Source organism: Rothia koreensis, assembly GCF_052232265.1.
GTDB lineage: Bacteria > Actinomycetota > Actinomycetes > Actinomycetales > Micrococcaceae > Rothia > Rothia koreensis.
On the sequence record NZ_CP197643.1, the window covers coordinates 1734650 to 1750795 of the forward strand.

Consider the following 16146-nt stretch of genomic DNA (forward strand, 5'->3'; position numbering starts at 1 on the left):
CTCCGGCGGCCGGAGGCCCATCTGATGCCGACTACTCGCCGGGGACGAGCTCGACATTCGTGACGGTGATGTCCTCGTCCGATTCGGTCACATCGATCTTCCAGGCGTTGCCGGCGGCCTTGAGGTCGTCCAGACCAGCATGCAACCGGGGGACGCTCTCCGAAGGAACGGCAACGGTCGCCGAAGCGACTTCGGTGCGCTGCTTGACCTTGGCCTCGGACTTCGACTTGCGGAGCCCGGAGAGGGCGCGACCGACGACGTCGAGAACCTCGGCGTCTCCCGAAGCGGCGACCTCGGCCCAACCCTGGGTCGTCGGCCACTCGGAGCGATGGACCGATCCGTGACGCCACCAGGACCAGACCTCGTCGGTCGCGAAGGGCAGGAACGGTGCGAAGAGTCGGAGGAGTGCATCCAAGGTCGTGGCCAGGGCCGCGTGCACGGACGCCTGCTCGCTCTCCCCACGAGCGCCGTAGGCACGGTCCTTGACCAACTCGACGTAGTCGTCCGTGAATCTCCAGAAGAACGACTCCGTCAGCTGGAGCGCGCGAGCGTACTCATATTTTTCGAAGGCTTCCGTGGCCGCGGTGACGAGATCGCCCAGCTGGGCCAGCAGCGCCCGGTCGAGCCCGCTCGTGACGGTGGCCGCCGTTGCCCCGTGCCCGATGATCGAGGATTCGTCCACGCCTTGCATGAGGACGAATTTGGACGCATTGAGCAGCTTGATGGCGAGGCGCCGCCCGATCTTCATCTGGCCCTCGTCGTAGGCGGTGTCCGCGCCGAGGCGTGCCGAAGCGGCCCAATAGCGAACCGCGTCCGCCCCGTGCTTGCTCAGGACCTCGTCCGGAACCACGACGTTGCCCTTGGACTTGGACATCTTCTTGCGGTCGGGGTCGAGGATCCAGCCGGAGAGTGCCGTATTGGTCCACGGAATCGTCGAAGCGAGCGTTTCGGCGCGGACGACGGAACTGAACAACCATGTCCTGATGATGTCGTGGCCTTGCGGACGCAGGTCCATGGGGAAGGTCTTCTCGTGAAGGCTCGCATCCACGGCCCACCCCGTGGCAATCTGCGGGGTCAACGACGACGTGGCCCACGTGTCGAGGACGTCGGGATCCGCCGTGAACCCACCGGGCTGGTCACGCTGGGACTCGTCGTACCCTGTGGGGGCCTGTGCCGCCGGGTCCACCGGCAAGAGGTCCTCGCTGGGCAGCAAGGGCCTCTCATAGTCTGGTTCGCCGGCGTCGTCGACCGCGTACCACAGCGGGAAGGGCACACCGAAGAATCTCTGGCGGGAAATGAGCCAGTCGCCGTTGAGCCCCTCGACCCAGTTCTCGTAGCGGGATCGCATGAATTCGGGGTGCCATTGGATCTCGCGGCCGCGATTGACCAGGTCCTGCCGGCGGTCCGCGTCCCGGCCGCCGTTGCGGATGTACCACTGGCGTGACGTGACGATTTCGAGGGGCTTGTCGCCCTTCTCGTAGAACTTGACCGGGTGAGTGATCTTCTTGGGATCACCGTCCATTTCCTCGGTCTCGCGAAGCATCTCGACGACGGCTTTCTGTGCCGAGAACACGGTGGCCCCGGCCATGCGCTGGTAGCGTTCGCGGGCGTCGTCGGCGGTGATCCACTCTGGGGTTTCCCGAGCGAATCGACCGTCGCGCCCGATCAGTGCACGGGTGTCCAATTGGAGCTCCCGCCACCAGGTGACGTCCGTGGTGTCGCCGAACGTACAGATCATGGCAATGCCCGACCCCTTGTCGGGTTGCGCGAGCTCGTGAGCCTTGACCGGGACCTCGACCCCGAACAAGGGGGAAGTCACGGTTGTCCCGAAGAGCTCCTGGTAGCGCTCGTCATCGGGATGGGCCACCAGTGCCACGCACGAGGGCAACAATTCCGGCCGCGTGGTTTCGATCCAGACCTTGCCGCCGTCGTGGCGATGGAAGGACACGCGGTGGTAGGCGCCGTCGCGCTCCTTGTCCTCGAGCTCGGCCTGCGCGACGGCGGTCCGGAAGGTCACGTCCCACATCGTCGGGGCCTCGGCCATGTAGGCATTGCCCGCTTCGAGGTCCTTGAGGAAAGCCAGCTGGGAGACCTTGCGGGAGTGGTCGTCGATCGTGCGGTAGGTGCGGTCCCAATCGACCGAGAGACCGAGAGTCATGAACAGGTTCTCGAAGACCTTTTCGTCCTCGACCGCGAGCTCCTCGCAGAGCTCGATGAAGTTCTGGCGCGAGACCACGTCCCAATCGCGCTGGTTCTTCGCCGGCTTCTCGGGCGGTCGATAGCCCTCGACGTAGGGCTTGGACGGGTTGCACCGCACGCCGTAGTAGTTCTGCACGCGGCGTTCGGTCGGGAGGCCGTTGTCATCCCACCCCAAGGGGTAGAAGACGTTCTTGCCCTTCATTCTCTGGTAGCGCGCGACAACGTCGGTCTGGGTATAGGAGAACATGTGGCCGACGTGCAACGACCCCGAGGCCGTCGGGGGAGGCGTATCGATCGAGTAGACGGAGCCTCGCTCGGTGTTTTCGTCGAAGGCGTAGGTTCCGGAGGATCGCCAGAGCTGCGAGTACTTCTCCTCCAGACCTTCGAGTCCGGGCTTGTCGGGAACGGAAAGTGTGGTGGGCGTGTCTGTGCCCTGATCGAATTCAGCCATACTGCCCATTCTCTCATGCACCCGGCGAAACCCTCGATGCGGCGCATCACCCATGAAGCACCATCCGCACGGGACGTATTTTGTAATAATGTCCGGACAAATGGCCTCAAGCTGTTCGGCCGCCGGTGGCCTTTGTAGTCTGGTTCCATGACGCTACTCAGCACCCATGATTCAGCCACGAAGAAGCTCTCAGCGAAGGTCGCGGTCGTGACCGGCGCGAGTTCCGGAATCGGCCGGGAATCCGCACGCCAACTCGCAGACGAGGGGTGGACCGTCTACGCCGTCGCGCGTCGTGCCGAGCGACTCGAGGAGCTGGCCAAGGAGACCGGGGTCATTCCCCATTCACTGGACATTACGGACCGAGACGCGGTGGACGATCTCGCCGAGCGTGTCATCGAGGAACAGGGAACCATCGACGCACTGCTCAATATTTCCGGTGCCGCGATCGGCGTCGACTCGGTTGGGGACGGCGACCCCGCGGACTGGGAATCGATGTTCAGGCTCAACGTCATCGGGACCCTCCACGTGACGCAGGCCTTTCTCCCGGCTCTCCGGTCCAACGGGCACGGCACCGTCATGAACCTCACCTCCACGGCGGCAGAGGCCGGTTACGAAGGGGGCGGGGGATACAACGCCGCCAAATTCGGCGAACGGGGCATGACCCAGGCGCTGCGCCTCGAGGAGGCAGAGAACAACCTTCGTGTCATCGAGATCTGTCCCGGCATGGTCCGGACGGAAGAGTTCTCGGTCAAGAGGCTCGGCGGCACCCAGGACGCCGCGGACAGTGTGTACCGCGGTGTCGACGAACCGCTGACCGCTGAAGACGTCGCCCGGGTGGTTACGTTCTCGGTCACCCTCCCTCACCACATCAACCTGGACCAGATCACGATGAGACCCGTGGCGCAGGCATCCCAGTTCAAAGTGATCCGCCGGTCATAGGCGAGAGCGTGGACGCGAACACCTTCTCCGGGGTCAGCCTGATTGCGTGCGGCCACGGCACCCGGAATGCCCAGGGGCAGGAGACCATGGCTGCCCTGGTCGCGGCCATCGGACGTCGAATCGGGCGGCCGGTTCTGGGTGCGTCGGTCGACGTCCAGACCCCCGCGGTCGGCGACGTCGTCGCCGACTTGCCCACGGACCGTCCGGGGATCATCATGCCGCTGCTTCTTTCGACCGGATACCACACGAACATCGACCTGCGTGATGCGGCAGCACGATTCGGGGCCGGGGAGGCGAGCGGGACGGGCGTGCGAACGGATCGGATCCGGATCGCGGATCCGTTGGGTCCCTCCGAGCGACTTGCGCACCTCCAGGCCCGGCATCTCGATGAAGCCGGGTGGAAGCAGGGCGACGGCGTCGTGATGGCCGTCGTCGGCTCGTCCGTCGCCGCCGGAGGCGAAGACGCCCGGGCGCAGGCGAGGAATCTCGAACGCGTTCTCGGACAACGGGTGGACGTCGCCTTCGGGGCCGCGGCCGACCCCACGGTTCCGGTCGCGGTCGAGGCATGTCGCCGGCGAGGGGCCCCACGGGTCTTCGTCTCCTCATACATCCTCGCCCCGGGCACTTTCCAGGACCGCTTGGACCAGGCCGGGGCCGACGGCGTCACTCGGACGCTGCTCGACGTCGGCGACCCCGACTCCTTGGGCACCGTGGCGGGCATCGCCCTGGACCGGGCGATTCACTGCACTGTGTGACTCTGCGAGTCCTTGTGTTGATGCGTGTTGAGACGGGACTTTGGATAGAGCGGTAACGTTCCTAGAGTTCCATGCATGGTTGCACAGACACGGGAGAACCAAGAGGGCGGCGCCAGCGCCAAACCTCGTGCGAAAAAGCCGAACGCCCAGTGGAAGATCGACGGCACCGAGCCGATGAACCACAACGAGGAGTTCAAGCTCGAGGACAGCGGGCTCAACGTGCGCCGTCGCATCGAGGAGAAGTACGCCCACGAGGGCTTCGATGCGATCTCCGACGACGACCTTCACGGCCGTTTCCGCTGGTGGGGGCTCTACACGCAACGCATGCCGGGTATCGACGGCGGCCGCACGGCCAAGCTGGAGACCCGCGAGCTCGAAGACCGGTACTTCATGATGAGGATCCGGCTGGACGGCGGGCAGCTGAGCCTCGAACAGTTGCGCACGATCGCCGGAATCTCCGAAGAATTCGCCCGCGGAACCGCGGACGTGTCCGACCGGCAGAACATCCAGATGCACTGGATCTCGGTCGAGGACGTGCCCGAGATCTGGCGACGGCTGGAGAACGTCGGGCTCTCGACCACGGAGGCGTGCGGTGACGTCTCCCGAGTGATTCTGGGTTCGCCTCTGGCCGGTGTGGCCGAGGACGAAATCCTGGATCCGACGCCGGTGATCGAGACCATCAAGGAACGGTTCATCGGTGACCCTGACCTGGCGAATCTGCCGCGCAAGTTCAAGACCGCGGTGTCGGGTCACCCGAGTCAGGACGTCGTCCACGAGATCAACGACATCTCGCTCATCGGCGTCGAACATCCCGAACACGGTCCCGGGTTCGACCTGTGGGTCGGTGGAGGGCTCTCGACCAATCCGAAACTCGCCGTGCGGCTTGGGGCCTTCGTGAGCGAAGAACAAGCCCCCGACGTGTGGCACGGGGTCATCCGGATTTTCCGGGACTACGGCTACCGGCGCCTGCGCAATCGCGCAAGACTCAAGTTCCTGATGGCCGGTTGGGGGCCCGAAAAGTTTCGCGAGGTACTCGAGCAGGAGTACTTGGGATATGCCCTCGAGGACGGGCCCGAGCCGTCTGCCCCGAAGCACTCCGGCGATCACGTCGGAACGCACCGGCAGAAGGACGGCAAGTACTACGTCGGCCTGAGCCCGATGGTCGGTCGAGTCGGAGGGGGACTGCTGACTCGGCTCGCCGACCTGATGGAGAAATACGGTTCCGCGCGATTGCGCACGACGCCGTACCAGAAGCTCGTGGTTCTCGATCTGCCTGCAGAGTCGGTCGAGGACTTCGTCGCCGAAGCGGAGGAGCTGGGTCTGTCGGCGTCTCCATCGGTGTTCCGACGCGACACCATGGCGTGCACCGGCATCGAGTTCTGCAAGCTGGCCATCGTCGAAACGAAGAACACCGCCGAGCGTGTGGTCGGCGAGCTCGAGGAGCGATTGGCTGATGTTCGGGACCAGCTGCCGGAGCAGTTGAGCCTCTACGTCAACGGTTGCCCCAACTCCTGCGCCCGGATCCAGACGGCCGACATCGGCCTGAAGGGACAGATCATTCCCGACGGCGAGGGCGGCCAGACCTCCGGGTTCCAGGTGCATCTGGGTGGCGGACTCGCGAACTACCGCAACGATGCCGAGGGAGAACTCGGACGGACCGTGCGTGGCCTGAAGGTCGCCGCAGATGACGTCTCCGACTACGTGGAGCGTCTGATCCGGCGCTACATCGACACCCGGACGGAGGGCGAGACCTTCGCCCGGTGGGCCAAGAACGCGGAAGAGGAGGAACTGGTATGACCACCGACACCGAGAATGACCTTCGCACTCTGGCGGACCGGGCCGAGGATCGTCTGGATTGGAAAGCCAGTGCGGAAGAGGTGATCCGTTGGGTCGCCGAGAACTTCGAGACCTCCGATGTTGCCGTCGCCTGTTCCATGGCCGACGCCGTTCTGCCCGCCCTCGTCGCCAAACACCTTCCCGGCGTCGACGTGCTCTTTCTCGATACCGGGTACCACTTCCCGGAAACCATGGGTACCCGCGACCTGGTGCAGGAATCCCTCGACGTCAACATCGTGGATCTGAAGCCCGAGCTGACGGTTGAGGAACAAGACCGTGAGTACGGGAAGGACCTGTTCGCCTCCGACCCCGCAGCGTGCTGCCGGATGAGGAAAGTCGAACCGCTCAACAAGGCCCTTGCAGGCTACAAGCTGTGGTTCACCGGAGTACGGAGGGAAGAAGCACCCACACGCACCAATACACCATTGGTCACCTGGGACGACTCCCACGGCCTGGTCAAGGCCAACCCGATGGCGACCTGGTCCTTCGACGACCTGGTCGATTACGCGAATGAGAACGGCGTGCCGGTCAACATGTTGCTGACCAACGGATATCCGTCCATCGGATGCCAGCCCTGCACCCGGCCCGTTGCCGAAGGGGAGGACCCGCGCGCCGGTCGTTGGGCGGGTCTGTCCAAGACGGAATGCGGGATACACCTGTGAGCGCGACGAACGAAGGAACGAATCCGTCTATGACCACTGAGATTTCCCCTGGGAGGGGCGGCCCCGCCGTGGCACTCGCAGAGTCCGATGCCGATGTCCGTACTCTGACTGACCTGGACATCCTGGAATCGGAGTCGATCCACATCATCCGCGAGGTCGTAGCGGAGTTCGACCGTCCGGCCATGCTGTTCTCCGGCGGCAAGGACTCCGTGGTGATGGCGCACCTGGCGGCCAAGGCGTTCTTCCCGGGACGGGTTCCGTTCCCGTTGGTGCACATCGATACGGGACACAACTTCCCGGAGGTCCTGGAGTTCCGGGACCGCGCCGTCGAAAGGCTGGGAACCCAACTGGTCGTCGGCTCCGTGCAGGAGTACATCGATCGGGGAGAACTTGAGGAACGAGCGGACGGGACGCGCAATCCGTTGCAGACGGTCCCGCTTCTGGACACAATCGCGAGCAACCGTTTCGACGTCGTCTTCGGCGGAGGACGCCGGGACGAGGACAAGGCGCGTGCCAAGGAACGAGTGCTGAGCCTCCGGGACGACTTCGGGCAGTGGGATCCGCGCAGTCAGCGGCCCGAATTGTGGAACCTCTACAACGGCCGTCACACGCCGGGACAGCACGTCCGGGCATTTCCACTGTCCAACTGGACCGAGCTCGACGTCTGGCGCTACATCGAGCGCGAGAACATCGAGATACCGAGTCTCTACTATGCCCACGAGAGGGACACGTTCCTGCGGGACGGGATGATCCGCGCGGTCGGCACGGTGTCCGTGCCGGGCCCCGATGAGACAGTTGAGCGCCGGGTCGTGCGGTACCGCACGGTGGGGGACATGTCCTGCACGGGCGCCGTCGAGTCCTCGGCCGCGGACGCGTCCCAAGTGGTCCAGGAGGTTGCCGTGTCCACCCTGACCGAACGGGGCGCGACTCGTGCGGACGACCGCATTTCGGAAGCGGCCATGGAAGACCGCAAGAAAGACGGGTATTTCTAGATGACGATCACCGACACGCTCGCCGCCTCGACCGGGAGCACCAGGACCCTGTTCCGCTTCGCCACGGCCGGGTCGGTCGACGACGGCAAATCCACCCTGGTGGGAAGGCTTCTCTTCGACTCGAAGGCGATCCTGGCCGACCAGTTGGAAGCCGTTGCCAGGACATCCGCGGAACGAGGCTTCGGCGCCTCGGGCGAAGAGATCGACCTTGCCCTGCTGACCGACGGTCTGCGGGCGGAACGCGAACAAGGCATCACGATCGACGTCGCCTACCGGTACTTCGCGACCGACGCACGCAACTTCATTCTTGCCGATTGCCCCGGTCACGTGGAGTACACGAAGAACACGGTCACGGGCGCCTCGACCGCCGACGCCGTGGTGCTCCTGGTCGATGCGCGGAACGGGGTCCTTGAACAGACCCGACGGCACTTGGCGGTGACCAGGCTCCTGCGGGTCCCGCATGTCATCATCGCGGTGAACAAAATTGACCTCGTCGACTACTCGGAGTCCGTGTACGAGGAGATCTCCGCGGACATTGATCGTGTGGCGAGAGAGCTCGGGATCAACGGCGCACTGACGGTCCCTGTATCGGCTCTGAAGGGCGACAACGTGGTGACCGCATCCTCCAGAACCCCGTGGTACACCGGTCCGACGCTGCTCGAACTCCTGGAGGAGCTGCCCGACCGCGATCGCTCCCTCCAGGCGACTGAACCGTTCCGCATGCCCGTGCAGACCGTGATCCGGCCCCAGGGCTCCCTGGCTCCGGGTCTGGAGGAGGACGACTACCGCGATTTCCGGGGCTACGCGGGGCAAATCTCTGCCGGATCGATCCGGGTGGGGCAGAGTATCGCCGTCGCCGGAACCAGCAGAACCACCCGCGTGACCGGCCTGTGGAGCGGCACGGAACGCGTGGATGAGGCGCGATCGCCGCAGTCGGTCGTCCTGGAGATCGAGGACCAGTTGGACCTGGCCCGTGGGTCGATGCTTGCCGCCGCCGAGTCCGCACCCGCTGGGCACCGTGAATTCGGCGCCAGGATCGCGTGGCTGAACGACAAGCCGCTCACTCCCGGAGCCAAGGTTCTCATCAAACACGGGGCCGCCACGGTCAAGGCTCTGGTCGAGGAGGTGCACGCCCGGCTCGACCTGACCGATCTCACGGACGCTCCGGCCAACGCCCTCGAGCTGAACGACATCGGATCCGTGGCGATCAGAACGGCGACCCCGTTGCCCGTGGAGGACTACGAACACCATCGTCAAACCGGCGCCTTTCTGGTCATCGATCCGCTCTCGGGAGACACCTTGGGGGCAGGCATAGCGGCCCCCGGCGTCGTCGAAGCCGAGGATCCTCTGGAGGACTGGCTCGGGGACGAGGGCTGACGACCCCGGACTCATGACCTATCCACTCGGACTGCAGCTGCGAGGGTTGGATGTGCTCGTCGTCGGCGGCGGACCCGTCGCCACGCGGCGCATCGGCCCGCTCCTCGAGGACGGGGCACGCGTGACCGTCGTCGCACCGACCGTGAGCCAGGAGATCCGCGACTGGACCGGACGCGGCGAACTGCGCTGGCAGGCTCGGGACTTCATGCCTTCGGACCTGGACCAGGTGTGGCTCGTTCTGACCCACACCTCGGATCCGGCGACCCAGGACCTCGTGTCCGAGGAGGCGACACGCCGGAAAATCTTCTGTGTCAAGGGCGGAGACCCGGAGGCGGGGACGGCGTGGGTCCCCAGCGTCGCCGAGTCGCACGGCGTCACCGTGGGAGTCAACGCGAACAAGGACCCCCGCCGGGCCAAACGCATCGCGGCATGGCTGGAGGCGGCCCTCGAATCCGGGACGGCCCCCGTGGATCCCCAATCCGAGAGGGTCTCCGTCGACGACGCCCAGAAACCCGGAACCGTGGCCCTCGTCGGTGGCGGACCCGGCGCCGTCGAGCTCCTGACGGTCCGGGGAAGGTTCCTGCTCGCCATGGCCGACGTCGTCGTCGCCGACCGTCTCGGCCCGCGGGACGTGCTGCCGCGGCTCCGGGAAGACACGGTCATCATCGAGGTCGGCAAGAAAGCCGGCCATCACCCGGTGCCTCAGTCCGAGATCAACGAGATCCTGGTGCGCGAGGCCCGCACCGGCGCCCGGGTCGTCCGGCTGAAAGGTGGCGACCCCTTTGTCCTCGGTCGTGGGGGAGAAGAGGTCGAGTACTGCGCGTCCCACGGGATCGAAACCGAAGTCGTCCCGGGGGTGACGTCCGCGATCTCTGTCCCGGCGGCGGCGGGCATCCCGGTGACGCACAGGGGCGCCGCCACAGGGTTCACGGTCATCACCGGGCATCAGCAATTGGATGCCGCGCCATCCGGAACGGACCACACCCTGGTGCTGCTCATGGGCGTCACGCGGCTCGCAGAGACCGCCGAACGGCTGATGATGGCCGGGCGTCCTGAGTCGACACCGGCGGCCGTGATCGAGCGCGGCTGGACGCCCGAGCAGAGGACAACGTTCGGAACCCTGTCCGACATTGCCGCTCGCTGCGAAGCGCGCTCAGTGGCCGCGCCCGCGGTCATCGTGATCGGCGACGTCGTTCGCCTGGCACCTGATGATCCGTGACGTCAGCCGGTACATTCGGCTCAGGCCGCGTGTCGGGCCACGTGCAATCCCGAGGAAATCATCGGCAACTGCAAGGGCAACCGTCCCCAAGCGATCAGTTTCGGAAGCGGGGCCTTGTTGCGGTAGTCCCACGCCATCTGGAAATTGCCCGGCCATACACCGAGGTAGAGGGCAACCGCGGCCCGACCGCCCGTGCGTCGGGTGCGGCGGTTGAGCAAGAGCGCGGCCACCCCCAGCTCGGCCACGCCCGAACCGAGCGTCCAGGCCCTGGCCGACCCCGGAAGGGACGCCGGAATCAGAGCATCGAAATGCTCCGGACGGACAAAATGCAGAGCACCCATGGCGGCCAGCGCGGTTCCCTGGACGAGGGCGGACCGTGTGGCTGTCTTGCGCTGTTCGGGAGTCGTCATGCCCTCGATTCTAGGCCGTTGATCGGCCCCGATGTCACTTGGGGACTCACATCCGTTCCGCCGCGAACGCGCCCCGACGGCGTCTTTGAGGGCCTCGTGACGGACCGGAACAGCGGCGTCGAATTCGTCGGCGATAGGGGTTAGACAGGGATCGCCCAACTGCTTAGACTGATATGCAGTGCGACGACCCGGCCATCACCGGCGAGCAATCCGGAAGAACGGGCAGTACCTGTGATGTCCCATTCGGCGTTGCGGCGCGGGAGATCACGGAATAGATACAGCCTCACTAGACCCGGACGGGTAGGCCCGAGACAGCCGTCATGAAGCGGCCGTGGCCGCTGAGACACCCCCGCGGTGACCTTCTTTGGTCACCGCGGGTCGTCCCAGTTTTCACGGCAAGTGAGGTGGTACCGCGTCGTCATGGCGTCCTGACGCAAACGAATGTTCGATTTCGAGATCCAGGATGACCACGTGAGTACTCACTACCCCAAGGCCACCACCGACTCCGCCAACGCAGCATCCGGTGGCGTTCCGGCCTCGCCTTCTTTCCCGAAACTGGAAGAAGGAGTCCTCGACTACTGGAGCGAGGACGGGACTTTCCAGCGCAGTATCGAGCAGCGCGACAGCGCCGAAGGCACCCCGGACGAGTTCGTGTTCTACGACGGTCCTCCCTTTGCGAACGGCCTGCCCCACTACGGCCATCTCCTGACCGGTTACGTGAAGGATCTCGTCGCCCGGTACCAGACGCAACGCGGCAACAAGGTCGATCGCCGCTTCGGGTGGGATACGCACGGCCTGCCCGCCGAGCTCGAAGTCATGAAACAGCTCGGCATGTCCGAGAAGAAGCAGATCGAAGAAATGGGCATCGACAAGTTCAACGATGCCTGCCGGTCTGCCGTGCTCAAGTACACCGACGAGTGGCAAGAGTATGTGACCCGCCAGGCCCGCTGGGTCGACTTCGAGAACGATTACAAGACGCTCAACGTCGAGTACATGGAGTCGGTGATCTGGGCTTTCAAACGCCTTCACGACCAGGGCCTGACCTACCAGGGATTCCGCGTCCTTCCGTACTGCTGGAAGGACGAGACGCCGCTGTCCAACCACGAGCTCCGGATGGACGACGACGTCTACAAGGACCGTCAGGATCCCACAATCACGGCGACGTTCGTTCTCAAGGAAGGAGACACGCCGGCGAGCCGTGAACTCGACGGAGTCGCCGCCATCGGCTGGACCACGACCCCTTGGACGATCCCCGCCAACTTGGCGCTGGCGGTCGGACCGGAGATCGATTACGTGGCCCTGCCCGCCGGCCCCAACGGAACCTCGGCCAAGGCCGATCGCTTCCTGCTGGCCTCCGAGCGACTCGAGGATTACGCGACGGATCTCGGCTACGAGGACGCCGATTCGGCGCGGGAGGCCATCGAGGCCCATTACCTCGGCAAGGACCTCGAGGGCATCCGGTACGAGCCGCTGTTCGACGCGTTCACCGACACCGAGAAGTTCGGAACCGAGAACGCGTGGAAAATCCTCGTGGCCGATTACGTCACGACCACGGACGGCACCGGAATCGTCCACCAGGCCCCGGCCTACGGTGAGGACGACCAGGCGACGTGCGAGAAGTACGGAATCCCGGTGATCCTGACCGTCGACGAGGGCGCGCGGGTCCTGCCCCTTTTCAACGGGACGGAGCTCGAGGACGTCGTCGGAATGCAGGTCTTCGAATCGAACACCCCGATCGTGCGTCACCTGCGCGCCAAGGGACTGCTCGTGCGTGAGAGCTCGTACGTCCACTCGTACCCGCACTGCTGGCGGTGCCGGAACCCCCTGATCTACCGCGCGATCACGTCCTGGTACGTGTCCGTCACCCAGTTCAAGGACCGGATGGTCGAACTCAATGAGGAGATCAACTGGATCCCGGAGAACGTCAAGCACGGCCAGTTCGGCAAGTGGCTCGAGAACGCCCGTGACTGGTCGATTTCCCGCAACCGTTACTGGGGGTCGCCCATCCCCGTGTGGGTTTCGGATGATCCGAACTATCCCCGTACCGATGTGTACGGTTCGCTGGCCGAGCTGGAGGCCGACTTCGGCCGCCTGCCGCTGAACAAGGACGGCGAACCGGATCTCCACCGGCCGTACATCGACGAGCTGACTCGTCCGAACCCGGATGATCCCACGGGCGCGTCGACCATGCGCCGCGTCCCGGACGTCCTCGATGTGTGGTTCGACTCGGGATCGATGCCTTACGCCCAGGTCCACTATCCGTTCGAGAACAAGGACTGGTTCGAAGGCCATTACCCGGCCGACTTCATCGTCGAATACATCGGCCAGACGCGGGGATGGTTCTACACGCTGCACATCCTGGCCACGGCTCTGTTCGACCGTCCGGCGTTCACGAACGTGATCTCCCACGGCATCGTGCTCGGGTCGGACGGGCAGAAGATGTCCAAGTCGCTCCGAAACTACCCGGACGTGACCGAGGTGCTGGACAGGGACGGATCCGACGCGATGCGTTGGTTCCTGATGTCATCGCCGATCCTGCGGGGCGGCAACCTGATCGTGACCGAGCGCGGTATCCGCGAGGGAGTCCGGCAAGTCATGCTTCCCCTGTGGAACGCCTACCACTTCTTCGCGCTGTACTCGAACGCCGCCTTCGACGGTCGGGGCTACGATGCCCGTTTCCGGTACTCGTGCGAGAACGTGATGGACCGCTTCATCCTTGCCAAGACACGGCAACTCATCGAGGAGGTCACGGACGATTTCGACCGGTACGACGTCTGGGCGGCGTGCGAGCACTTGCGGGTCTACGCGGACGCGCTGACCAACTGGTACGTCCGTCGGTCCCGGGAACGTTTCTTCGACGAGGACATCGCGGCCTTCGACGTCCTCTACACGTGCCTCGAAACCGTCTGTCGTGTGGCGGCGCCCCTGCTTCCGATGGAGACCGAAGCCATCTGGCGCGGACTGACCGGCGGCAGGTCGGTGCACCTGACGGATTGGCCGCAGAAGGGTGTGCTGGCCCAGGAACACGATCTCATCGCGTTGATGGAAGCCACCCGTGCCATCTGCTCGGCGGGGTCCGCGTTGCGAAAGTCCGAGAACATCCGCGTGCGGCAGCCGCTGGCGTCCATGACCGTTGCCGTACCGCGCGGCAAGGAACTCGCGGGCACCTTCTCGAGCATCATCGCCTCCGAGCTCAACATCAAGAGCGTCGAGGTTCTCGATGCCGCGGAGGTCTCGGCGGAGTCCTACGGGATCTCACGGAGCCTCAAGGTCAATGCAAGGGCTGCTGGGCCGAGGCTCGGCAAGCAGGTGCAGGTCGCCATCAAGGCGTCCAAATCCGGTGACTGGGACATCGACGCGGACGGCACGGTCGTCGTCGGCGGCTCAACGCTCGACGAGCCTCTGCCCCTCCATGAAGGGGAGTACGAGCTCGAGACGGTCGTGTCCGAAGGTGAGAACACCGATCGGGCCGTGTCCGTGATCGACGGCGGGTTCATCGTCCTCGACACGAGGCTGACTCCGGCCCTTCGTGCCGAAGGCACCGCGAGAGACATGATCCGCGTGATCCAGCAGGCCCGGAAGGACGCGGGTCTGCAGGTCTCGGACAGGATCCGTACAGTGGTCCGGGACGCTGACGAGGTGCTCAATGCGCTCCGCGAGAACGAACGACTTGTGTCCGGGGAGACGCTGACCCAGGATCTGGTCCTCGAGACGTCGTCCGAATCTTCGGTGACCGTCGAGACGGTCCCGACCGAATCCGCAGAGAGTGATGCATGAGCGACCAGCCTTTCAAAGACGACGACGACTCGCAGGACGGCTCCGAGGAGCTGCCCGACGAACTCAGTCCGCTGACCCCCGAGGACATCGAGGACGCCGAGGAATCGGACCTGGACGAGGAACCGGACGGTCCGCACCCGGCGGCCGATGATTCGGGCGACCTCATGGACGCGGCGTTCTCGGTCGAGTCCATCTATGCCGAACTGAGGGGGCGTGCGCCGGAAACGCGGATGGCGCCACGGCTCGAGGCCATGCGTCTGGCCATGGATTTTCTGGGCGACCCGGCGCACAGCGCACCGGTCATCCAAATCACCGGAACCAACGGCAAGACGTCCACGGCACGTCTCGTCGAGCGGCTGCTCATGGCCCATGACCTCCGGCCCGGGCGGTACACCTCGCCTCACCTCGAGCGTGTCAACGAGCGCATCTGCGTGGACGGGGAGCCCGTCGACGACGCGACCTTCGTGCGCGTCTGGGACGAAATCCGCCCCTACCTGGAGATGGTCGATCGGCAGCTCGGCGAACAGGGCGAAGTCCCTCTGACCGAATTCGAGGCGATGACGGCCTTGGCCTTTGCGGTCTTCGCGGATGCGCCCGTGGACATCATGGTGCTCGAAGTAGGACTGGGCGGGGAATGGGACGCGACCAACGTCGCGGACGCCCAGGTGTCCGTGGTGACTCCGATCGACTTGGACCACACCGACATGCTGGGGGACACGGTGGAGGAGATTGCGGCAGAGAAGGCCGGAATCATCGCTCAGGGTGGCTTCCTGGTCTCGGCTGCACAACGCCCGTCGGTGGCCGAGGTGCTGCTGGACCGGGCCAGGCGCGAAGAGGCGGAGTTCCGCTTCGAGGGGGTCGAATTCGGGGTGACCGAACGGATCCCCGGCGTCGGCGGCCAGGTCATCACGATCCAGGGCCTGGCGGGTCGCTATTCCGAGGTCGCGCTTCCGCTCTTCGGGGAGCACCAGGCGGAGAACGCTTCCCTGGCGGTCGCCGCGGTCGAGGCGCTCCTCGGCGGGGGCGAGAAGGAGCTGTCCATCGACCTGATCCGTACCGCATTCGAAGAGGCGACGTCGCCCGGCCGGCTCGAAACCGTACGGACGGCACCGGTCGTCGTGCTCGACGCCGCTCACAACCCGCACGGGATGAGGGCATCGGCCGCTGCCGTCCGCGAGTCCTTCGACGTGCGCCAACTCAACATCGTCGTCGGGATTCTGCGTGACAAGGATGCCCTCGGGATCTTGGAGGTCATGAGGGAACAGTACGCCGAGTCGACCGAATTCGAGACGCGCTTGTACGTCACCGCGTCGACCTCTCCACGGGCGATTCCGGCTCAGGAGCTCGCCGACCTGGCCCTGACGGCCGGATTCGACGACGACGCTGTCGAGGTCCACGAACGCATCGACGACGCTTCGGTCGCGGCCATCTCCGATGCGGCTGCCCGCGAGGAGCTCGATGCCGCGGTCCTCATCACCGGGTCGATCACCGTGGTCGGCGAAGCACGTGTACTGCTCGGACAGTAGGAG

At 65.1% G+C, this 16146-nt stretch carries 11 protein-coding genes; 9 read left to right on the forward strand and 2 right to left on the reverse strand.

The window, feature by feature from the left end; translation table 11 throughout:
• Positions 1-31: 31 nt before the first annotated feature.
• A complete protein-coding gene (valS, locus tag ACTSLZ_RS07720) occupies positions 32-2650 on the reverse strand; it encodes a valine--tRNA ligase (protein ID WP_443094636.1) in 2619 nt (872 codons plus the stop codon).
• 147 nt (positions 2651-2797) lie between these two features.
• Here valS and ACTSLZ_RS07725 point away from each other — a divergent pair, with 147 nt between their 5' ends.
• From ACTSLZ_RS07725 to cobA, 7 genes are all read left to right on the forward strand, one after another.
• Positions 2798-3589 carry an SDR family oxidoreductase gene (locus ACTSLZ_RS07725; RefSeq protein WP_443094637.1) on the forward strand — a complete coding sequence of 264 codons (792 nt, stop codon included), beginning with the start codon at positions 2798-2800 and terminating at the stop codon, positions 3587-3589.
• Between the two features lie 8 nt (positions 3590-3597).
• Positions 3598-4344 (forward strand): sirohydrochlorin chelatase, encoded by a 747-nt coding sequence (locus ACTSLZ_RS07730; RefSeq protein ID WP_443094638.1) that lies wholly within the window; start codon positions 3598-3600, stop codon positions 4342-4344.
• A 75-nt stretch (positions 4345-4419) separates the two neighbouring features.
• Positions 4420-6141, forward strand: coding sequence for a nitrite/sulfite reductase (locus ACTSLZ_RS07735; RefSeq protein ID WP_443094639.1), 1722 nt, complete (start codon positions 4420-4422; stop codon positions 6139-6141).
• Positions 6138-6842: a phosphoadenylyl-sulfate reductase gene (locus ACTSLZ_RS07740; protein WP_443094640.1), complete on the forward strand. Its 705-nt coding sequence runs from the start codon at positions 6138-6140 to the stop codon at positions 6840-6842. Before ACTSLZ_RS07735 ends, ACTSLZ_RS07740 begins: the two co-directional genes overlap by 4 nt.
• A 29-nt stretch (positions 6843-6871) precedes the next feature.
• Positions 6872-7834 (forward strand): sulfate adenylyltransferase subunit CysD, encoded by a 963-nt coding sequence (cysD, locus tag ACTSLZ_RS07745; RefSeq protein WP_129314301.1) that lies wholly within the window; start codon positions 6872-6874, stop codon positions 7832-7834.
• Positions 7835-9211, forward strand: a complete 1377-nt coding sequence (locus tag ACTSLZ_RS07750) for a sulfate adenylyltransferase subunit 1 (RefSeq protein ID WP_443094641.1) — start codon at positions 7835-7837, stop codon at positions 9209-9211.
• A gap of 13 nt (positions 9212-9224) precedes the next feature.
• Positions 9225-10430: a uroporphyrinogen-III C-methyltransferase gene (gene cobA / locus ACTSLZ_RS07755; RefSeq protein ID WP_443094642.1), complete on the forward strand. Its 1206-nt coding sequence runs from the start codon at positions 9225-9227 to the stop codon at positions 10428-10430.
• 20 nt (positions 10431-10450) lie between these two features.
• Here cobA and ACTSLZ_RS07760 read toward each other — a convergent pair whose 3' ends face one another.
• Positions 10451-10840 carry a DoxX family protein gene (locus ACTSLZ_RS07760; protein WP_178979777.1) on the reverse strand — a complete coding sequence of 130 codons (390 nt, stop codon included), beginning with the start codon at positions 10838-10840 and terminating at the stop codon, positions 10451-10453.
• Positions 10841-11311: 471 nt separating this feature from the next.
• On the opposite strand from ACTSLZ_RS07760, the gene ileS reads away from it, so the two are divergent.
• Positions 11312-14617 carry an isoleucine--tRNA ligase gene (gene ileS / locus ACTSLZ_RS07765; RefSeq protein WP_443094643.1) on the forward strand — a complete coding sequence of 1102 codons (3306 nt, stop codon included), beginning with the start codon at positions 11312-11314 and terminating at the stop codon, positions 14615-14617.
• The gene (locus ACTSLZ_RS07770) at positions 14614-16143 is read left to right on the forward strand and encodes a bifunctional folylpolyglutamate synthase/dihydrofolate synthase (RefSeq protein WP_443094644.1); all 1530 of its coding nucleotides are present in this window, start codon (positions 14614-14616) and stop codon (positions 16141-16143) included. Before ileS ends, ACTSLZ_RS07770 begins: the two co-directional genes overlap by 4 nt.
• Positions 16144-16146 lie beyond the last annotated feature (3 nt).

Bases quoted from the DNA above. Each gene is read 5' to 3' on its own strand.
- ACTSLZ_RS07735 (WP_443094639.1), top strand. From the start codon at position 4,420: ATGGTTGCACAGACACGGGAGAACCAAGAGGGCGGCGCCAGCGCCAAA.
- ACTSLZ_RS07740 (WP_443094640.1), top strand. From the start codon at position 6,138: ATGACCACCGACACCGAGAATGACCTTCGCACTCTGGCGGACCGGGCC.
- cobA (WP_443094642.1), top strand. From the start codon at position 9,225: ATGACCTATCCACTCGGACTGCAGCTGCGAGGGTTGGATGTGCTCGTC.
- ACTSLZ_RS07770 (WP_443094644.1), top strand. From the start codon at position 14,614: ATGAGCGACCAGCCTTTCAAAGACGACGACGACTCGCAGGACGGCTCC.
- ACTSLZ_RS07725 (WP_443094637.1), top strand. From the start codon at position 2,798: ATGACGCTACTCAGCACCCATGATTCAGCCACGAAGAAGCTCTCAGCG.
- ACTSLZ_RS07750 (WP_443094641.1), top strand. From the start codon at position 7,835: ATGACGATCACCGACACGCTCGCCGCCTCGACCGGGAGCACCAGGACC.
- ACTSLZ_RS07760 (WP_178979777.1), bottom strand. From the start codon at position 10,840: ATGACGACTCCCGAACAGCGCAAGACAGCCACACGGTCCGCCCTCGTC.
- cysD (WP_129314301.1), top strand. From the start codon at position 6,872: ATGACCACTGAGATTTCCCCTGGGAGGGGCGGCCCCGCCGTGGCACTC.
- valS (WP_443094636.1), bottom strand. From the start codon at position 2,650: ATGGCTGAATTCGATCAGGGCACAGACACGCCCACCACACTTTCCGTT.